Consider the following 19,538-nt stretch of genomic DNA (forward strand, 5'->3'; position numbering starts at 1 on the left):
CCACAGCCTGTGGACAGTCTCCCGAGTGCCCCGAAACCTGGGCGTAGCATGACGGGGAAATCGTCCGGTACCCCTCGCGGACTGGAACGGAAGGCCGTCCCACATGAACGCATCAGTAGACACCCGCCCCGCCCGGCTCACCGTCGGCGTCGTCGGCACCGGCCGGGTGGGCCCCGCGCTCGCCGCGTCGCTCCAGCTGGCCGGGCACCGTCCGGTCGCCGCGTCCGGTGTGTCCGACGCCTCCGTGCGCAGGGCCGCCGTCCTGCTCCCCGATGTCCCCCTGGTCCCCCCGGCCGAGGTGCTGGCGCGGGCCGAGCTGGTCCTGCTGACCGTGCCCGACGACGCGCTGCCCGCGCTGGTCGAGGGACTGGCCGCGACCGGCGCGGTCCGCCCGGGACAGCTCCTGGTCCACACGTCGGGCCGGTTCGGCACCCGGGTGCTCGACCCCGCGCTGCGCGCCGGAGCCCTGCCGCTGGCACTGCACCCGGCGATGACCTTCACCGGCACCTCGGTGGACGTCCAGCGGCTGGCCGGCTGCTCCTTCGGCGTGACCGCCCCCGACGAGCTGCGGCTCGCCGCCGAGGCACTGGTCATCGAGATGGGCGGCGAGCCCGAGTGGATCGCCGAGGAGTCCCGGCCGCTCTACCACGCGGCGCTCGCCATCGGCGCGAACCACCTGGTCACCCTGGTGGCCCAGTCCATGGAGCTGCTGCGTACGGCCGGGGTCGCCGCCCCCGACCGGATGCTCGGCCCGCTCCTCGGCGCCGCCCTCGACAACGCCCTCAGGTCCGGTGACGCGGCGCTGACCGGACCGGTCGCCCGCGGCGACGCGGGCACGGTGTCGGCGCACGTCGAAGAGTTGCGCAAGCACGCCCCGCAGGCCGTCGCCGGATATCTCGCGATGGCCCGTACGACGGCGGACCGCGCCCTCGCGCACGGTCTGCTCAAGCCGGAACTGGCCGAGGACCTGCTCGGTGTCCTCGGCGAGGAGGAGACCCGATGACCGCCCTGCTGCACACGGCCGCCGAGCTGGACGCCCTGCCGCGCACCGCGCCGTCCACCGACAGGCGCGCCGTCGTCATGACCATGGGCGCCCTCCACGAGGGCCACGCCACCCTGATCCGTACGGCGAGGGAGCTGGTGGGGAGGACCGGTCAGGTCGTCGTCACAATCTTCGTCAACCCGCTCCAGTTCGGTGCGGGTGAAGACCTCGACCGCTACCCCCGCACCCTCGAAGCCGACCTCGCCGTCGCCGAACTGGCCGGTGCGGACGCGGTGTTCGCCCCGGCCGTGGACGAGGTCTACCCGGGTGGGGAGCCTCAGGTGCGGATCGCGGCGGGCCCCATGGGCGAGCGTTTCGAGGGCTCGGCGCGCCCCGGCCACTTCGACGGGATGCTCACCGTCGTCGCCAAGCTGCTGCACCTCACCCGGCCCGGCCTCGCGCTGTTCGGGCAGAAGGACGCCCAACAGCTCGCCCTGGTCCGGCGGATGGCGCGCGATCTCAACTTCCCGGTCGAGATCGTCGGCGTACCGACGGTCCGCGAGCCCGACGGCCTGGCTCTCTCCAGCCGCAACCGCTTCCTCTCCGCCGAGGACCGCGCCACCGCGCTGGTCCTCTCCCGGGCCCTGTTCGCGGGCCGGGACGTCCTGGCGGCGGCACCGTCGCCGACCGGCGACGCCACCCCCGCGGCCGTGCGCGCCGCGGCACGGGCCGCCGTCGCGGGCGCGCCGCTCACCCTCGACTACCTGTCCCTGATCGACCCGTCCGACTTCACCGAGGCCGACGACCACCACAAGGGCGGGGCGGTCCTCGCGATCGCCGCCCGGGTCGGTGCGACGCGCCTGATCGACAACATCCCGCTGACCTTCGGGGAGCCACAGTGACCGGAACCGGAATACGCCTGCACGCACCCGTCCCCGGCTGGTCGCTCGACGCCGACGTCGTGATCGTCGGGTCCGGCGTCGCCGGTCTCACCGCCGCGCTGCGCTGCACCGCGGCGGGCCTGCGCACCGTCGTCGTGACCAAGGCCCGCCTCGACGACGGGTCGACCCGCTGGGCACAGGGCGGCGTCGCCGCCGCGCTCGGTGAGGGCGACACCCCCGAACAGCACCTCGACGACACGCTGGTCGCCGGCGCCGGGCTCTGCGACGAGACCGCGGTACGCACCCTGGTCACCGAGGGCCCCGACGCCGTACGCCGCCTCATCGCGACCGGCGCGCACTTCGACACCGACGCCACCGGCACCCTCGCGCTCGCCCGCGAGGGCGGCCACCACCGCCGCCGGATCGCCCACGCGGGCGGCGACGCGACGGGCGCGGAGATCTCCCGCGCACTGGTCGAAGCGGTCCGCGCCGCTGCGCTGCACACCGTCGAGAACGCCCTGGTCCTCGACCTCCTCACCGACGCCGAAGGCCGTACGGCGGGTGTCACCCTGCACGTCATGGGGGAGGGCCAGCACGACGGCGTGGGCGCCGTCCGTGCACCCGCGGTCGTCCTCGCCACCGGTGGGATGGGCCAGATCTTCTCGGCGACCACCAACCCGTCCGTCTCGACCGGCGACGGCGTGGCCCTCGCCCTGCGCGCGGGCGCGGACGTCTCGGACCTCGAATTCGTCCAGTTCCACCCCACGGTGCTCTTCCTCGGCGCGGGCGCCGAGGGCCAGCAGCCACTGGTCTCCGAAGCGGTACGGGGCGAGGGCGCCCACCTCGTCGACGCCGAGGGCGTCCGGTTCATGGTCGGTCAGCACGAGCTGGCCGAACTGGCCCCGCGCGACATCGTGGCCAAGGCCATCACCCGCCGCATGCACGAGCACGGCGCGGAACACATGTATCTCGACGCCCGCCACTTCGGCGCCGAGATGTGGGAGCAGCGCTTCCCGACGATCCTGGCCGCCTGCCGAGCCCACGGCATCGACCCGGTGACCGAGCCGATCCCGGTGGCCCCCGCCGCGCACTACGCCTCGGGCGGCGTCCGCACCGATCTGCACGGCCGTACGACCGTCCCCGGTCTGTACGCCTGCGGTGAGGTCGCCTGCACCGGCGTGCACGGCGCGAACCGCCTGGCGTCCAACTCCCTCCTGGAGGGGCTGGTCTTCGCGGAGCGCATCGCGGACGACGTCGCTGCCACCACCAGGAAGGCCGCCGCGGCCGTCGCCCCCGCCGAACCCGTCACGCTTCCGCTGCTCGCCCCCGAGTCCCGCCTCCGCATCCAGCGGATCATGACGGCGGGCGCCGGAGTGCTGCGCTCGGCGGACAGCCTCAGGACGGCCGCGGCGGAGCTGGAGGCCATCCGCGCGGAAGTGGACACTCCCGCACCTGTGAGCACAGCGGCATCTGTGAACCCACCGGCACCGGCGGACACAGCAGCCACCGCACCGAAGCCCGCCACACCTGCCACGTCCGCCACACCCGCCAAGCCCGCCGAACCGGGCGTCGAGGCGTGGGAGGCCACCAACCTCCTCTGCGTCGCCCGCGTCCTCACCGCCGCCGCACTCCGCCGCGAGGAGACCCGCGGCTGCCACTGGCGCGAGGACCACGCCGACCGGGACGACACCGACTGGCGCCGCCACCTCGTCGTACAGCTGCAACACGACCGTTCGCTGGACGTACGCACCACGGCCAGCGCGGACTTTCCCCCGACCCTCCCCCAGCGTCCCCAGGAGCAGTGACCGTGACCACCCCCGACCTCCCCCTCCACCAGATCGGCGGCGAAGCCGACGGCGCCGTGTCCGCGGGCGGCTGCGGAGACGCCTGCGCCTGCGGCGACGACGCGTACGACCCCGAGGCCATGGAGTGCGGGCTCGACCCCGATCTCGCCGCGCTGCTCGCCGACTCCGGCCTCGACCCCATCCTGGTCGAGGACATCGCGCACCTCGCCATCGACGAGGACCTCGACGGCGGCGTGGACGTGACCACCTTCGCGACCGTGCCCGAAGAGGCCGTCGCCACCGCCGACTTCACCGCCCGCGAGGCCGGTACGGTCGCCGGTCTGCGCATCGCCGAAGCGGTTCTCTCCATCGTCTGCACGGAGACCTTCGAGGTCGAACGGCACGTCGAGGACGGCGCTCGCGTCGCGGCGGGCGAGAAGCTGCTCTCGGTGACCACCCGCACCCGGGACCTGCTGACCGCCGAGCGCAGCGCGCTCAACCTGCTCTGCCGCCTCTCCGGCATCGCTACGGCCACCCGCGCGTGGGCCGACACACTGGAAGGCACCAAGGCGCAGGTCCGCGACACCCGCAAGACCACCCCGGGGCTGCGCGCCCTGGAGAAGTACGCGGTGCGCTGCGGCGGCGGTGTCAACCACCGGATGTCCCTCTCCGACGCGGCCCTGGTCAAGGACAACCACGTCGTGGCGGCGGGCGGTGTGGCCGAGGCGTTCAAGCTCGTACGGGCCGACTTCCCCGATCTCGCCATCGAGGTCGAGGTGGACACCCTGCCCCAGGTCACCGAAGTCCTGGCGGCCGGAGCCGACCTGATCCTGCTGGACAACTTCACCCCGGCACAGACCGCCGAGGCGGTCGCCCTCGTCGGCGGCCGGGCCGCCCTGGAGTCCTCGGGAAGACTGACGCTGGACAACGCGCGGGCGTATGCGGAGACGGGCGTCGACTACCTCGCGGTCGGGGCGCTCACCCACTCCTCGCCGATCCTGGACATCGGTCTCGACCTGCGCGAGGCGAAGTAGCCCATGCTGCTCACCATCGACGTCGGCAACACCCACACCGTCCTCGGTCTCTTCGACGGCGACGAGATCGTCGAGCACTGGCGCATCTCCACGGACGCCCGCCGCACCGCCGACGAGCTGGCCGTACTCCTCCAGGGCCTGATGGGCATGCACCCCCTCCTCGGCGACGAGCTGGGCGACGGCATCGAGGGGATCGCGGTCTGCTCCACCGTCCCCTCCGTCCTGCACGAACTGCGCGAGGTGACCCGCCGGTACTACGGCGACGTCCCCGCGGTCCTCGTCGAGCCCGGCATCAAGACCGGCGTCCCGATCCTGATGGACAACCCGAAGGAGGTCGGCGCGGACCGCATCATCAACGCGGTCGCGGCCGTCGAGCTCTACGGCGGCCCGGCCGTCGTCGTCGACTTCGGTACGGCGACGACCTTCGACGCGGTGTCCGCGCGCGGCGAGTACACCGGCGGGGTGATCGCCCCCGGCATCGAGATCTCGGTCGAGGCGCTCGGTGTGAAGGGCGCCCAGCTCCGCAAGATCGAGCTGGCCCGCCCGCGCAGCGTGATCGGCAAGAACACCGTCGAGGCCATGCAGTCCGGCATCATCTACGGCTTCGCCGGACAGGTCGACGGCGTCGTGACCCGGATGGCCCGCGAGCTGGCCGACGATCCCGAGGACGTCACCGTCATCGCGACGGGCGGTCTCGCCCCGATGGTGCTCAGCGAGGCCACCGTCATCGACGAGCACGAGCCCTGGCTGACGCTGATCGGGCTGCGCCTGGTGTACGAGCGCAACGTCTCCCGCATGTGATCCGCCGGAACCCGGCCGGAAAGCGGCGCGGCGGGGCCGAAATCCCCGCCGCGCCGCTTTCCGGTGCATTAAGCAGATATTGCCCCTTTAGTACGTATCGTCGTTCCATGCCCACGCCCTACGGTTCCCGAGGCGGCATGGCCTTCAGCGCGGATGAGCTGCGTGTGCTCCGACGCGCCCTTGCCATCGCCCTCAATCCGACCCCCGTCGCCGACGAGGACATCCAGGACTGCCTGCGTCTCGCCGAGTCCGTGGACGAGGCCATCGGAGAGACGGGCAGGCTGCGCGCCTTCCTCCTCGCCGACCTCGCCCGCTACCGCGACGCCCTGCCCGGTGCGGCCCGCAGCTACACCGAGCTCCTCCAGGACGCCCTGGCCGCCGGTTACGACCCCCGCGCCGAGGACCTGGCCGCCCTGCGCACCCTGCGGGACCTGCCGTCCGGCGACGCCCTGCTACGGCGCTGCCGGGCGCTGGCCGAGCGGTCGGTACGGGCCGGACTGGCGGGCCGTACGGCGGCCCCCGGCCAGCGCACCCGGCTCCTGGCGCTGCCGGGCGGGCGGAAGGAGGGGGAGCCGGTCCAGCCCAAGCGCCCGGCGCCCGACGGCGTCCCCGTGCCGCCCCGCCCGGCCCCGAAACCGTCCGAGGTCTTCCCGCCCCGCCGCAAACCGGCCACGCCTCCCGCACAGCGCTTCGCGGTGGGCTGAGTCCGTCCGGGTCCGCTGAGTCCGTCACTAAGGGGTGTCCGGTCGACCGGGCCGGACACCCCCTGGCTACTCTGTCCGTATGGACTACGTTTCCGCGCTTGTGCCCCCCGTGGTGATGGCCGTCTTCTTCACCTTCCTCGTGATGACGATCGTGAAGACCCAAGGCGGCCCGAACAAGGCCAAGGAAGACGCGGCGGTGGACGAGGCTCTCGCCCGCGCCGAGGCTGTGACCCAGGCGGCAGGCGGCAGCTCCGCCTGATCGCAGCAGTGCCCGAAGGGCGTACGGCTCATTTCACGCCGTACGCCCTTTTCTGTGTAAATAGCCAGCCATTCATGACATCTCGCACTATGGTGCGTATGTGCCCCGCCAATTGGGAGAGCTGGAAGACGCCGTCATGACACGGGTCTGGGAGTGGAACCGACCGGTCACCGTCCGGGAAGTCCTGGAAGACCTCGAACGGGAACGTTCCATCGCCTACACCACCGTCATGACCGTATTGGACAATCTCCATCAGAAGGGCTGGGTGCGCAGGGAAGTGGCGGGCCGCGCCTATCGATATACCGCGGTCTCCAACCGTGCCGCCTACTCCGCCGCACTGATGAACGAAGCCTGGTCGACGAGCGACAACTCCGCTGCCGCGCTTGTCGCCTTCTTCGGCATGATGTCGTCCGAGCAGCGCGATGCGCTGCGTGATGCTTTGCGCATCGTTCAGGGTGATGCGGACCGCGATGACCGTGACGGAGACGCGGACCGATAGCGTCGGCCGTATGTCAGGTACGCCAGCAAAAGCCCTCACGGTCCGCAGGGCCAGGACCAGCGATGTGCCCGCAGTACGCAGACTCCTGGACGCGTACGTACGGGAGCGGATCCTGCTCGACAAAGCGACGGTCACTCTTTACGAGGACATCCAGGAGTTCTGGGTCGCGGAACGCGACGACGACGCCAGGGTCGTCGGCTGCGGAGCACTCCACGTGATGTGGGAAGACCTCGCCGAAGTGCGCACTCTCGCGGTGGACCGCGAGTTCAAGGGCGCCGGGGTCGGACACCAGGTTCTCGACAAGCTGTTGCAGACCGCGCGGTGGATCGGTGTGCGCCGGGTATTCTGCCTGACCTTCGAAGTCGACTTCTTCGCGAAGCACGGCTTCACCGAGATCGGCGAGACTCCGGTCGACGGAGATGTCTACAGCGAGCTGCTGCGTTCCTATGACGAGGGAGTCGCCGAGTTCCTCGGTCTCGAACGAGTGAAGCCGAACACCTTGGGCAACAGCCGGATGCTTCTGCACCTGTGAGCGCCACTAGCCGTCGGAACCCCGTCGGAACCCTATGTCCGAATCGCGCATGTTTCCCGTGTTCTTGCACTCCTGAACCTCTGCCGGGGGTTTGTGTTTTCCTGGGAAAAGCGGTTTCCTTTCCGCGTACTGAATTTTTCGATGAAAGGAAATCCGGTGGCACAGAAGGTTCAGGTCCTTCTTGTCGATGACCTCGACGGTGGCGAGGCGGACGAGACAGTGACGTTCGCTCTGGATGGCAAGACTTACGAGATCGACCTCACCACGGCGAACGCGGACAAGCTGCGTACGCTGCTGGAGCCGTACGCGAAGGGCGGCCGGCGCACCGGTGGCCGCGGCGCGGGTGGCCGTGGCAAGACCCGTATCGCGGTCGGTGGCAACAAGGACACTGCGGAGATCCGTAAGTGGGCCAAGGAGAACGGCTACAACGTGAATGACCGCGGCCGTGTGCCCGCTGACATCCGCGAGGCTTACGAGAAGGCCAACGGCTGATTTCCGAGAGGTCCGGGGGTCGCCCCCCGGGCAACTGCAGTCCGGTTTCCGGGGAGCGCTCTCCGGAAAGCAGCAGCGTTACGCACCATCCGGGCCCGGTGGCATTCCGTTGCCGCCGCGTCCACGAGCCGCACCAGATCGGGAGCGCTGCCGTGCTTCCGGAACCCGCTGAACACGGGCAGGGCAGGCTCAACCTCGTGCCCCGGCTCCGGGGGTCGCAGCCAGCCGGCGACCCCCTGCGAGCCACCCGGGCCGGGAGGTGCGGGGGCCGTGATCCGGCCGCCCGTACCGATGGCGGTCAGATCGAGCGCGATCCCGCCCCACTCCAGCCAGTCGAGCAGCCCCGGTAGCTCGTCGGCGCTGCCCGCGGCCACCAGCAGCCGCATCCGGCGGCCCGAGAGAGCCACCGGCCCGGTGCCCGGCACCCGGCGCAGCAGGGCGAACCCGGCGTCGGACGGCAGCTCGATCACGTCGAAACGCAGTCCGGTCAGCAACTCCACCGGCGGCCCCGCGAGCGCCGCCCAGCCGAGCCGCGTCTCGTACCACCGGGTGATGCTTTCGCCGTGGCTGATTCCGGCGCGGGCGCCTTCTGCGACCGGTTCGCGGGGGGACGGAACGGTGAGGGCCATGCCCGGAGCAACTCCCGGAAGGCGGGAGAGTTACGGAGCGTTTCCGTTTGATTGCTTTCCGTTGACGTGCAAGAGGCGTGCGCGCGCGTTCAGAGGCGCCAAGTTGTTCGCCCGTAGCGGAGGGAACCGGTGCGCGCCGCATGGACTGTCAGTGCTTGCGGGTAAGACATACCTAGTGGGGAGGGGCGACACGCGGTTCAGGCGGTCTCACGTTCGCCATCGGCGTACTGGAGACAGGGGTATCTGCCTGGCCTGCGGGAACATCGTCTCGCACCATCGGGTTGGAGCAGTTGTCGGCTGTTCGGGGCCGGAGGCCATGGACGGGTGTCGGCAGTTGGAATGAGCTGTCCCGCCCCGCGGGACTAGCATGCGGAAGGACTGGGAGGGGACCGACCCCTCGCTGCCCGACCGCTCTGAGGAGCGATTAACGATGTTCGAGAGGTTCACCGACCGCGCGCGGCGGGTTGTCGTCCTGGCTCAGGAAGAAGCCCGGATGCTCAACCACAACTACATCGGCACCGAGCACATTCTCCTGGGCCTTATCCACGAGGGTGAGGGTGTCGCCGCTAAGGCCCTGGAGAGCCTCGGGATTTCGCTCGAGGCGGTCCGCCAGCAGGTGGAGGAGATCATCGGTCAGGGGCAGCAGGCCCCGTCCGGCCACATCCCCTTCACCCCTCGTGCCAAGAAGGTCCTGGAGCTGTCGCTCCGGGAGGCTCTTCAGCTCGGCCACAACTACATCGGTACGGAGCACATCCTGCTCGGCCTGATCCGCGAGGGCGAGGGCGTAGCCGCCCAGGTCCTCGTGAAGCTGGGCGCCGATCTGAACCGGGTGCGGCAGCAGGTCATCCAGCTGCTCTCCGGCTACCAGGGCAAGGAGACCGCCGCAGCAGGCGGTCCCGCCGAGGGCACGCCCTCGACCTCGCTCGTCCTGGACCAGTTCGGCCGCAACCTCACCCAGGCTGCCCGCGAATCCAAGCTCGACCCGGTCATCGGGCGCGAGAAGGAGATCGAGCGGGTCATGCAGGTGCTGTCGCGCCGTACCAAGAACAACCCGGTTCTCATCGGCGAGCCCGGCGTCGGAAAGACGGCGGTCGTCGAGGGGCTGGCGCAGGCCATCGTCAAGGGTGAGGTGCCCGAGACCCTCAAGGACAAGCACCTCTACACCCTCGACCTCGGCGCGCTCGTCGCGGGTTCCCGCTACCGCGGTGACTTCGAGGAGCGGCTGAAGAAGGTCCTCAAGGAGATCCGCACCCGCGGCGACATCATCCTGTTCATCGACGAGCTCCACACCCTGGTGGGTGCGGGCGCCGCCGAGGGCGCGATCGATGCGGCTTCGATCCTGAAGCCGATGCTCGCCCGTGGTGAGCTCCAGACCATCGGCGCCACGACGCTCGACGAGTACCGCAAGCACCTGGAGAAGGACGCAGCGCTGGAGCGCCGTTTCCAGCCGATCCAGGTGGCGGAGCCGTCCCTCCCGCACACCATCGAGATCCTCAAGGGCCTGCGGGACCGCTACGAGGCCCACCACCGTGTCTCCATCACGGACGAGGCCCTCGTCCAGGCCGCCACCCTGGCCGACCGGTACATCTCGGACCGCTTCCTGCCGGACAAGGCGATCGACCTGATCGACGAGGCCGGCTCACGGATGCGCATCCGCCGGATGACCGCGCCGCCGGACCTCCGCGAGTTCGACGAGAAGATCGCGAACGTCCGCCGCGACAAGGAGTCGGCCATCGACTCCCAGGACTTCGAGAAGGCAGCTTCACTCCGCGACAAGGAGAAGCAGCTGCTGGCCGCGAAGACCAAGCGGGAGAAGGAGTGGAAGGCCGGCGACATGGACGTCGTCGCCGAGGTCGACGGCGAGCTGATCGCCGAGGTGCTGGCCACGGCCACGGGCATCCCGGTCTTCAAGCTCACCGAGGAGGAGTCCTCGCGGCTGCTCCGCATGGAGGACGAGCTGCACAAGCGCGTCATCGGGCAGAAGGACGCCATCAAGGCCCTGTCGCAGGCGATCCGCCGTACGCGGGCCGGACTGAAGGACCCGAAGCGCCCCGGTGGCTCGTTCATCTTCGCCGGTCCGTCCGGTGTCGGTAAGACCGAGCTCTCCAAGACGCTCGCCGAATTCCTCTTCGGCGACGAGGACGCACTGATCTCCCTCGACATGTCGGAGTTCAGCGAGAAGCACACGGTTTCCCGTCTCTTCGGTTCTCCCCCCGGATACGTGGGTTACGAAGAGGGCGGCCAGCTCACCGAGAAGGTGCGCAGGAAGCCGTTCTCCGTCGTTCTCTTCGACGAGGTCGAGAAGGCCCACCCCGATATCTTCAATTCCCTGCTCCAGATTCTGGAAGACGGTCGTCTGACCGACTCCCAGGGCCGGGTCGTGGACTTCAAGAACACGGTCATCATCATGACGACCAACCTCGGGACCCGGGACATCTCCAAGGGCTTCAACCTCGGCTTCGCGGCCCAGGGCGACGTCAAGACCGGTTACGACCGGATGAAGGCCAAGGTCAACGAGGAGCTGAAGCAGCACTTCCGCCCCGAGTTCCTGAACCGTGTCGACGACACGGTGGTCTTCCACCAGCTGACCGAGGAAGACATCATCCAGATCGTCGACCTCATGGTCGAGAAGGTCGACGAGCGGCTGCGCGACCGGGACATGGGCCTTGAGCTCAGCCCGGACGCCAAGGCGCTCCTCGCCAAGCACGGGTACGACCCGGTGATGGGCGCGCGTCCGCTGCGGCGCACGATCCAGCGCGAGATCGAGGACATCCTCTCCGAGAAGATCCTCTTCGGTGAGCTGCGCCCCGGTCACATCGTGGTCGTCGGCGTCGAGGGTGAGGGTGAGGAGAAGAAGTTCACCTTCCGCGGCGAGGAGAAGTCGGCACTGCCCGACGCCCCGCCGATCGAGCAGGCGGCGGGTGGCTCCGGCCCGAACATGACGAAGGACGTCTGACGCGGATGCGTTGAACGGCCCGAGTGACAGAAGGGCGGCCCCGGAACCGAGTACATCGGTTCCGGGGCCGCCCTTTCTGCGTCCTCCGAACCCCTCCGAGTCCCTCGGTTCACCGCCGCTCAGCGCTGCCCGGCGGTGAACTGGCTCACAGAATCAGCCCGTTGTGCCCGAGGGCCGAAGGTCCCGGAACCGGCAGGCATTGGTCCCACGCCGGTGACAAGGGCCACAGGGGGTTCGAGGCCTACTAGGCGGAATAGGGGATCGGCCGGTACAGGCGGCCAGGCCTTCCGGCCGGCGGCGGCCGGGACCTTCGTCCTGCGCGGTGGAACCCCTGTGCGGGACAGCTCGGTACCGGGTTCAGCTGCGGTTTCCTGCCTCGGCCGGATCGGGTCGGGTCGCTGCGGAGCGCGCCGGGGCCGCCGAACGGCGCCGGGTTCCTGGTGCCGTCGCTACGGCCTGATGTCGTAGATGGGCGTTTTGGGTGTTGTGTCCGGTCGGGTTACCAATGAGTGGTCAGCCCGGCCTGTGCGGCTGGGTCCTCTTACGCCCCGGAGTTGTTGCACGTATGCAGAAGCACACCAAGTTCCGTACGCCCCGCCTGTCCCCGTTCCGTAGCCGCGCCGCGGTCATAGCCGCCGGGCTCGGAGTGTCGGTCGCGCTGGGTGCCGGTGCTGCGGTGGCCGCCGACGCACACCCGTCCTCCTCGGCGGGGACCTCGTCCGTCGCCACCGCAGTCGCCCACCAGGCCGAAGCCCAGGCGCAGGCCGCGGCCAAGACCACGACGCCCATCAAGACCGTGAACGCGGCCAACGCCCAGGACGCCTGGGTCAAGCCGGTCGACCACGTCGTGATCGGTGAGCCCTTCGGGATCGGCGGCAAGATGTGGTCCCACAAGCACTCGGGCCAGGACTTCGTCATGCCGACCGGCACCCCGGTGAAGGCCGTGCACGACGGCACCATCGTGAAGGCCGGCCCCAACGGTGGCGGCGACGGCCCCGCCTACGGCAACGCCATCGAGATCAAGGTCGGCAACACCACGTACGCGCAGTACGCGCACCTGTCGCAGATCGATGTCCACGTCGGTCAGACCGTGAAGGCCGGCCAGGTCATAGGCAAGTCCGGTGCCACCGGCAACGTGACCGGTCCGCACCTGCACTTCGAGATCCGTACGGGCCCCAACTACGGCTCGGGCATCAACCCGGTCCCGTTCCTGAAGGCCCACGGCGTCAACCTGTGACGGAGTCCGTGCCCGTGTCCCGGTGAGCCCGGGTCATGAGTTCGGTGGCGACCTCGAGGACAGCTTCGCGCTTGTCCTCGGGGTCGCCTTCTGCGTCCTTGAGCGCGAACTGCCCGGCGTGCATCGTGAACAGCGCCGTGAAGCAGCGGACCTGGTCGGACAGGGAGGCGTCGGGCGCCCGGACCAGGTCGAGCAGGACCAGCATCCGGTCCTTGAAGTTCTCGCCGACGCTCAGCTCGCGCACCGTCCCCTGGTTCTCCTGCATGAAGCGGAAGAGCGGGGTGGCGCCGCTGAGCGCCTCGCTGTAGCGGCGCAGGACCTCGGTCTTCGTCTCCAGGGTGCGCGGCTGCGACTGGCCCCAGGCGATCACTTCGTCGATCGGCGCGGAGAGATCCCGGAAGAGGCTGATGAGGATGTCTTCCTTGGTCTTGAAGTGGTAGTAGAGCGCCGCCTTGGTGACGTCGAGCTTCTCGGCGATCTCCCGCAGCGATGTTTTCTCGTATCCGTGCTCGACGAAGAGCTCCAGGGCGACGTCCTGGATGCGCTGGCGAGTGTTGCCCCTGCTGCCCATGGTGCTCTCCTGCGATACTTACTTGACGCCCGGCTAGTTGCGGGACTACCTTTCCGCATTGTAGTCAGCTAGCCGGGCGGCAAGTAAGTGCAGAGTCGGGCCGGCAGTTTCCAGGGGAGTGGTGGGGTACGTGTCGGAGACCGTAGATGTGGCGAAGGCCGGGGCAGAGGCGAAAGCCGAGCCACGGGCGCGCAGTGTCAGGGTGGTGCTGTTCGCGCTGATGATCGCGATGCTGCTCGCGATGCTCGACAACATGATCGTGAATACGGCCATGCCGACGATCGTCGGCGAACTGGGCGGACTGGAACATCTGTCCTGGGTGGTGACCGCATACACCCTCGCGACGGCCGCTTCGACGCCGATCTGGGGGAAGATCGGCGACATGTACGGGCGCAAGGGCGCCTTCCTCGCCTCCATCGTCATCTTCCTGGTCGGCTCCGCGCTGAGCGGGATGGCCCAGGACATGTCCCAGCTGATCGGCTTCCGGGCCGTCCAGGGGCTGGGTGCGGGCGGTCTGATGGTCGGCGTCATGGCGATCATCGGCGACCTCATCCCGCCGCGTGAGCGGGGCAAGTACCAGGGCATGATGGCCGGCGTCATGGCGGTCGCGATGATCGGCGGGCCGCTCGTCGGCGGCGCGATCACCGACCACCTCGGCTGGCGCTGGACCTTCTACATCAACCTCCCGCTGGGCGCCGTGGCGCTCGCGATGGTCACCGCCGTACTGCATCTGCCCAAGAAGCGGGCCCGGGGCCGGATCGACTATCTGGGTACGGCGCTGCTCACCGTGGGCATCGTCTCGATCGTACTGGTCACCACCTGGGGCGGCTCGCAGTACGCCTGGGGCTCGGCCATCATCATGGAACTGATCTTCATCGGTATCGCGGCGCTGCTGGGCTTCGTCTTCTGGGAGACCAAGGCCGCCGAGCCGGTCGTGCCGCTGCACATCTTCCGCAGCCGCAACTTCACGCTGATGTCCGTCATCGGCTTCCTCACGGGCTTCGTGATGTTCGGCGCGATGCTCTTCCTGCCGCTGTTCCAGCAGTCGGTGCAGGGCGCGTCCGCGACCAATTCGGGTCTGCTGCTGATGCCGATGCTGCTGGCGATGATGGCCGTCTCGCTGATCGCGGGCCGCATCACCACCAACACCGGTAAGTACAAGCTCTTCCCGATCGTGGGCGGCGTCCTGATGGTCGCCGGGCTGTACCTGCTGTCGACGATGGACGTCCACACCACCCGCCTGACGACCGGCATCTACATGGCCGTGGTCGGTGCCGGTATGGGCTTCCTGATGCAGATCACCATGCTGGTCGCGCAGAACAGCGTGGAGCTGAAGGACATGGGCGTCGCCTCGTCCTCCACCACCCTCTTCCGTACCCTCGGCTCCTCCTTCGGCGTCTCGATCATGGGCGCGCTCTTCACCAGCAAGGTGCAGGACGAGATGGCCGCGCGGATGGGCAAGGGCGTCTCGCTCCCCTCGGCGCAGCTGGACGCGGCGCACCTCGCGAAGCTGCCGGCGCAGGCCAGGGACGCGTACCAGTACGCGGTGGCGGCCGGTACGCACGGCGGGTTCCTGCTGGGCGCGGTGGCCGGTCTCGCCGTGATCGTGGCCGCGGTCTTCGTCAAGGAAGTGGCGCTGCGCGGCGGCGGCCCGGCCCCCACGGCGGCGTCCCAGGAGGGCGAGGTCAAGGCGGCGGTCGAGACCGTCTGACCAGCACGGACGTAGACACGGAGGGGCCCCGGGGCGCACGCACCCCGGGGCCCCTCCGGCATGACGTCCCTACGGCTTCGGCCGGGTCAGCGTCGGGTAGCTGCCGGTGTTCGTCGGGGCGTGCTCCGGGAGCCAGAGCACCGCGATGGCGCCGCCCGTCTCCTTCGCGCCCTCCGGAGCCGCGTTGCGGAACGTCAGCCGCGCACCCAGCACGCGGGCCTGCCCGGACGCGATCGTCAGCCCCAGGCCGTGTCCGACGCCGGACCGGTCGCTGCTGCCGGTGCGGAACCGGCTCGGCCCCTCCCGCAGCAGATCCTCCGGGAACCCGGGGCCGTGATCCCGCACCCGTACCACCCGGCCCTCGACCGTGACCTCCACCGGCGTACCGCCGTGCTTGGCCGCGTTGCCGAGCAGATTGCCGATGATCCGCTCCAGCCGTCGCGGATCGGTGTTGACCCACGACTCGTGGATCACCCGCACCGTCGCGTCCGGGGCCATGATCGTCACCCGTCGGCTGACGAACTCGCCCAGCGCGATCTCCTGGAGCTCCGCCCGCTCGGACGCGCTGTCCAGCCTGGCCACTTCCAGTACGTCCTCGACCAGCGTCCGCAGCGCCTGCGCCCGGTTGCGCACCAGCTCCGTGGGGCGGCCCGGCGGCAGCAGCTCCGCCGCCGTCAGCAGCCCGGTGACCGGTGTCCGCAGCTCGTGCGCGATGTCCGCGGTGACCCGGCGTTCGGCCTCCACCCGCTCCTGGAGGGTGTCGGTCATCGCGTCCACGGCGCGGGCCAGCTCGTCGGTCTCGTCGCGTACGAAACCGCCGATGGCGTCCCTGACCCGGACATCCGTACCGCCGTGTGCGACCTTGCTCGCCGCCGCTGCCGCCTTGCGGAGCCGCCGTGAGAGCTGCCCCCCTATCAGCACGCCCAGCGCGCTGCCGCCGAGCACCACCGAGACCGAGCCGATGACCAGGGCCCGGTCCAGGTCCTGCATCACGGTGGCGTTGCTGCTGTAGCGGCTGTGCAGGGACAGCACGCTGCCGTTGGCCAGCGGGGCGGCGGCCCAGACGTCGGGCACGTCGTCGGCGTGCTCGACGATCAGGGTGGAGAGCCGGTTGTCGGCTGCCCGCCGGCGCAGTTCCGCGGGGAGGGTCGGGTCATTGACCTTGGAGCCGAACTGCGGCAGCTGCTGCTTCTTCGACTCGTAGAGCCGCAGGGCGAACTGGAGCCGGCCGACCTGGGTGTCCCGCGCGTTGTCGAGCATCGAGACGCGCGCCGCGTTGTGTACGACGAGACTGAGCGCGATGGCGATCAGCGCGCCGACCCCGGCGATCGCGATGCTGATCTTCCACCGGACCCCGGTGCGCAGTGCGAAGTGCCTCATGCCTTGAGCTTGTATCCGAAGCCGCGGACCGTTTCGATCCGGTCCTGCCCGATCTTCGTGCGCAGCCGCTGTACATGGACGTCGACCACCCGGGTGTCGCCGCCCCAGCCGTAGTCCCAGACCCGTTCGAGGAGCTTGTCGCGGGAGAGCACCGTGCCCGGCGCCGACGAGAACTCCAGCAGCAGCCGCATCTCGGTCGGGGTCAGGGCCACGTGCTCGCCGTGCTTGCGCACCTCCATGCCCTCCGTGTCGACCTCGATGGCACCGAAGACCAGCACCCCGCGCTCGTCCGGCTGTGTGCCGCCGTCCGAACCGGAGCCGTTCGCATGCCCGAAGCGGCGCAGCACGGCGCGTATCCGGGCCACCAGCACCGCACCGTCGAACGGCTTGGTCACGTAGTCGTCGGCCCCGGCCTCCAGGCCCAGCACGACATCGATCGAGTCGGCGCGCGCCGACAGCATGATCACCGGCACGGTCGACTGGTCACGGATCCGGCGGCACAGGGAGACCCCGTCCAGGCCCGGCACCATCACATCGAGCAGTGCGATGTCGGGCTGGTTCGTACGGAACGCGTCGAGGCCCGACAGCCCGTCGGGCATCGCGGTGACCCGGAAGCCGTCGCGCTCCAGCGCGAGCTGGGTCGCCTCGCGGATCACATCGTCGTCCTCGACGAAGAGGACATGGGTCTCAGCCATTCCGCTGCTTTCTCAGTTGTTCGTGGGGCCGACCGTCGCGGTGCCGCCGTCGCTGTCCCCGTCACCGACCGCCCGGCTGAAGTCGGTGTGCACGGTGTCGGTCTGGGAGAACTTGTTGTTCGCCCAGTGGTACGTGAAGACGTCCTCGCTCGACGCGTACGACACCGAGTCGCCCTTGGCGTACTGCTGCTTCGTGACCACCAGGTCACCCCGGTCGATCTCCGAGTAGACCGGTGCCGCCTCCGAGGTGAAGACGTTCTTGTACGTGTCGCCCTTGGCCCGGTAGACGTAGGTGGCGACGCCCACCGCGTCACGGCAGGTCATCACGTTCACCACGACGTCGGCGACGCTGTTGCCGGTCAGGTGCCCGTACGAGACGTCGACCGGGTAGTCGCTCTTGGAACACGGCTTCAGATCGCGCTTCACCGCCGGGCTGACCTCGGGATCCTGCCGGACCAGCCGCACCGCGTCGACGCGTTCCGCGGGCTGGATGACCGTGGCCGAACCGGAGTCCGGCGAGGGCTCCAGCGTGCCGACCGCGGGGACCGACCGGGCCTCTCCCGCGTCCCGGGTGCCGGTGCCGCCGGAGTCGCAGCCGGCGAGGAACAGCCCGAGGGCGACGAGCCCGGCGACCGCCGTGACACTCGCCGCCAGTGTTCCGTTCCTGGCTCCCCGGCCGCCGCCCCGGTCCCCGTCCGGGCCGTCGGCCGGATCTTCGTCCAGGTCATGGGTCAGGCCACTCTTCAGGCCGCGCACCGCTCCCGCCCCATCTCTTGTTCACCACGGATCAGCGCTCGGGCGTCGATGTCGCGGCTCTCCAACTCCTGCCGGAGCCGTGCGAGGGCCCGGTGCAGAGTGCTCTTCACCGTACCGGCAGACATGCCCAGTGCGGCAGCCGTCTCCTCGGTACTCATCTGCTCCCAGTGTCGCAGGACGACGACACTGCGCTGCTTGGGAGCGAGCACCTTCAGGATGTCCATCAGCAGGGCGCGGTCGGCGTGCTGCTCGGTGCCGTCCTCGATGCTCGCGTCGGGCAGCTGCTCGGTGGGCACTTCCTCCAGCTTGCGGGCGCGCCACCACTCCGTACGGGTGTTGATCATGACGCGGCGCAGATAGGCGTCGGCGAGCGACTTGTCGGCGATGCCTTCCCAGCGGCGGTACGTACGGGCCAGCGCGGTCTGCAGCAGATCCTGGGCGTCGACGGGGTCGGGCACCAGCCGGCGGGCACTCCGCAGGAGCGCTTCCTGCCTGGTGCGTACGTACTCCTCGAATTCGAGCACCTCACCGTGCGCCATACCCAACCGCCTCCGTCGTTCCCCGTGTGCACTGCTGCGTGGTCTGTTCTGTGGTCTGTCCACGAAGCTACGGAGGCGTTGTCACGGAGCTGTGCGTACCAGCCGTCGGCTGCCGCACGGCTGTCCATCGGTTGTGTAACGAAGATCGGTGAATCAGGTTTAAAACGCGATCAGCCCAGGGGGAGCCGGTACACCCCGTCCGCCAGCGGCTCCACGAGCCCGTCCGCGACCAGCCCGTCCAGCGCCCTGGCCCGCTGCACCGGCTCGTGCCACACCGCGTCCAGCTCCGCCTGGGGTACGGGATCCACCGCTTCCCGCAGCACCGCGAGCAGCTTGCCGCGCACCTGGCGGTCCGTACCGGCGTATGTCTGTCCGCGCCGGGGCGCCCCCGTGTGCGCGGGCTTGCCCGCCAGCCGCCAGGCGCACTGCCCGGCGACGGGACAGCGCCCGCACTCCGGTTTCTTGGCCGTACAGACCAGGGCGCCCAGCTCCATCGAGGCCGCCGCCCAGCGGGCCGCCGTGGCCTCGTCCTCGGGGAGCAGCGTGCGGGCGAGCTTGCGCTCGGCGGCCGTGGTGGCGTTCGGCGGGTACTCGACGCCGGTGACCGCGCGGGCGAAGACCCGCCGCACGTTGGTGTCCAGGACCGCGTGACGCTGACCGTGGGCGAAGGAGGCGACGGCTGCCGCCGTGTACTCGCCGATGCCGGGCAGCGAGATCAGCTGCGCGTGCTCGGTCGGTACGTCCCCGCCGTGCCGTTCCGTTATGGCCTGCGCCGCCCCGTGCAGCCGCAGCGCCCGCCGCGGATAGCCGAGCCTGCCCCAGGCGCGGACCGCTTCGCCGGGGGCCTCGGCGGCCAGATCCGCGGGGCGCGGCCAGCGCGCCAGCCACTGCTCGTACACCGGGAGCACCCGGACGACAGGGGTCTGCTGGAGCATGAACTCGCTGACCATCACCCCCCAGGCGCCCGCCTCGGGGCGGCGCCACGGCAGATCGCGGGCGTTCGAGGCGAACCAGGCGAGGACGGGGGAGTGGAGGTCGGCGGCGGCGGGGGCGGCGGGCTCGTGTGAAGGCTCAGTGGTCGCAGTCATGGCACCTC

At 69.9% G+C, this 19,538-nt stretch carries 20 protein-coding genes; 13 read left to right on the forward strand and 7 right to left on the reverse strand.

Features of this window, described 5'->3' with window-relative positions:
* Positions 1 to 103: 103 nt before the first annotated feature.
* The 10 genes from OG709_RS20335 to OG709_RS20380 all read left to right on the forward strand — a co-directional run bounded on the left by OG709_RS20335 (position 104) and on the right by OG709_RS20380 (position 7,968).
* On the forward strand, positions 104 to 1,003 hold the full coding sequence (locus OG709_RS20335; RefSeq protein ID WP_250305452.1) for a Rossmann-like and DUF2520 domain-containing protein: 900 nt from the start codon (positions 104 to 106) through the stop codon (positions 1,001 to 1,003).
* The gene (panC, locus tag OG709_RS20340) at positions 1,000 to 1,884 is read left to right on the forward strand and encodes a pantoate--beta-alanine ligase (protein ID WP_329167315.1); all 885 of its coding nucleotides are present in this window, start codon (positions 1,000 to 1,002) and stop codon (positions 1,882 to 1,884) included. Before OG709_RS20335 ends, panC begins: the two co-directional genes overlap by 4 nt.
* A complete protein-coding gene (locus OG709_RS20345; RefSeq protein ID WP_326694292.1) occupies positions 1,881 to 3,668 on the forward strand; it encodes an L-aspartate oxidase in 1,788 nt (595 codons plus the stop codon). Before panC ends, OG709_RS20345 begins: the two co-directional genes overlap by 4 nt.
* Before the next feature lie 2 nt (positions 3,669 to 3,670).
* Positions 3,671 to 4,681, forward strand: coding sequence for a carboxylating nicotinate-nucleotide diphosphorylase (gene nadC / locus OG709_RS20350; RefSeq protein ID WP_250305449.1), 1,011 nt, complete (start codon positions 3,671 to 3,673; stop codon positions 4,679 to 4,681).
* Between the two features lie 3 nt (positions 4,682 to 4,684).
* Positions 4,685 to 5,482: a type III pantothenate kinase gene (locus OG709_RS20355; protein ID WP_250305448.1), complete on the forward strand. Its 798-nt coding sequence runs from the start codon at positions 4,685 to 4,687 to the stop codon at positions 5,480 to 5,482.
* Between the two features lie 137 nt (positions 5,483 to 5,619).
* Complete coding sequence (locus OG709_RS20360) at positions 5,620 to 6,186, forward strand: hypothetical protein (protein ID WP_329169156.1); 567 nt, start codon at positions 5,620 to 5,622, stop codon at positions 6,184 to 6,186.
* A gap of 79 nt (positions 6,187 to 6,265) precedes the next feature.
* Complete coding sequence (locus tag OG709_RS20365; protein WP_250305447.1) at positions 6,266 to 6,445, forward strand: hypothetical protein; 180 nt, start codon at positions 6,266 to 6,268, stop codon at positions 6,443 to 6,445.
* 100 nt (positions 6,446 to 6,545) lie between these two features.
* Positions 6,546 to 6,944, forward strand: coding sequence for a BlaI/MecI/CopY family transcriptional regulator (locus OG709_RS20370; protein ID WP_250305446.1), 399 nt, complete (start codon positions 6,546 to 6,548; stop codon positions 6,942 to 6,944).
* Positions 6,945 to 6,954: 10 nt separating this feature from the next.
* Positions 6,955 to 7,476, forward strand: coding sequence for an amino-acid N-acetyltransferase (locus OG709_RS20375; RefSeq protein ID WP_250305445.1), 522 nt, complete (start codon positions 6,955 to 6,957; stop codon positions 7,474 to 7,476).
* Between the two features lie 156 nt (positions 7,477 to 7,632).
* Entirely contained in the window at positions 7,633 to 7,968 is a 336-nt protein-coding gene (locus tag OG709_RS20380; RefSeq protein ID WP_250305444.1) for a histone-like nucleoid-structuring protein Lsr2, read from the forward strand.
* On the opposite strand, the gene OG709_RS20385 is transcribed toward OG709_RS20380, so the two are convergent.
* Positions 7,947 to 8,597 (reverse strand): SCO3374 family protein, encoded by a 651-nt coding sequence (locus tag OG709_RS20385; RefSeq protein WP_329167319.1) that lies wholly within the window; start codon positions 8,595 to 8,597, stop codon positions 7,947 to 7,949. The two genes, OG709_RS20380 and OG709_RS20385, sit on opposite strands and share 22 nt — an antisense overlap.
* A gap of 430 nt (positions 8,598 to 9,027) precedes the next feature.
* Between OG709_RS20385 and OG709_RS20390 the strand changes: the two genes are divergently transcribed.
* Positions 9,028 to 11,553, forward strand: coding sequence for an ATP-dependent Clp protease ATP-binding subunit (locus OG709_RS20390; RefSeq protein WP_250305442.1), 2,526 nt, complete (start codon positions 9,028 to 9,030; stop codon positions 11,551 to 11,553).
* A 565-nt stretch (positions 11,554 to 12,118) separates the two neighbouring features.
* Complete coding sequence (locus tag OG709_RS20395) at positions 12,119 to 12,790, forward strand: M23 family metallopeptidase (protein WP_250305441.1); 672 nt, start codon at positions 12,119 to 12,121, stop codon at positions 12,788 to 12,790.
* Here the strand turns inward: OG709_RS20395 and OG709_RS20400 are convergent.
* Complete coding sequence (locus OG709_RS20400; RefSeq protein ID WP_250305440.1) at positions 12,780 to 13,361, reverse strand: TetR/AcrR family transcriptional regulator; 582 nt, start codon at positions 13,359 to 13,361, stop codon at positions 12,780 to 12,782. The two genes, OG709_RS20395 and OG709_RS20400, sit on opposite strands and share 11 nt — an antisense overlap.
* Before the next feature lie 130 nt (positions 13,362 to 13,491).
* Here OG709_RS20400 and OG709_RS20405 point away from each other — a divergent pair, with 130 nt between their 5' ends.
* A complete protein-coding gene (locus tag OG709_RS20405) occupies positions 13,492 to 15,072 on the forward strand; it encodes an MDR family MFS transporter (RefSeq protein WP_250305439.1) in 1,581 nt (526 codons plus the stop codon).
* Positions 15,073 to 15,141: 69 nt separating this feature from the next.
* Here the strand turns inward: OG709_RS20405 and cseC are convergent, their stop codons facing one another.
* From cseC to OG709_RS20430, 5 genes are all read right to left on the reverse strand, one after another.
* The gene (cseC, locus tag OG709_RS20410; RefSeq protein WP_250305438.1) at positions 15,142 to 16,452 is read right to left on the reverse strand and encodes a two-component system sensor histidine kinase CseC; all 1,311 of its coding nucleotides are present in this window, start codon (positions 16,450 to 16,452) and stop codon (positions 15,142 to 15,144) included.
* The gene (gene cseB / locus OG709_RS20415) at positions 16,449 to 17,147 is read right to left on the reverse strand and encodes a two-component system response regulator CseB (protein ID WP_250305437.1); all 699 of its coding nucleotides are present in this window, start codon (positions 17,145 to 17,147) and stop codon (positions 16,449 to 16,451) included. Before cseB ends, cseC begins: the two co-directional genes overlap by 4 nt.
* A 12-nt stretch (positions 17,148 to 17,159) precedes the next feature.
* The gene (locus OG709_RS20420) at positions 17,160 to 17,903 is read right to left on the reverse strand and encodes a hypothetical protein (protein WP_250305436.1); all 744 of its coding nucleotides are present in this window, start codon (positions 17,901 to 17,903) and stop codon (positions 17,160 to 17,162) included.
* A complete protein-coding gene (locus OG709_RS20425) occupies positions 17,891 to 18,442 on the reverse strand; it encodes a SigE family RNA polymerase sigma factor (RefSeq protein WP_250305435.1) in 552 nt (183 codons plus the stop codon). The genes OG709_RS20420 and OG709_RS20425 overlap by 13 nt, the downstream gene beginning before the upstream one ends.
* A gap of 170 nt (positions 18,443 to 18,612) precedes the next feature.
* Positions 18,613 to 19,530: an A/G-specific adenine glycosylase gene (locus OG709_RS20430; protein ID WP_266641522.1), complete on the reverse strand. Its 918-nt coding sequence runs from the start codon at positions 19,528 to 19,530 to the stop codon at positions 18,613 to 18,615.
* Positions 19,531 to 19,538: the final 8 nt, after the last annotated feature.

The organism is Streptomyces sp. NBC_01267 (genome assembly GCF_036241575.1).
In the GTDB taxonomy this organism is placed as follows: Bacteria; Actinomycetota; Actinomycetes; order Streptomycetales; family Streptomycetaceae; genus Streptomyces.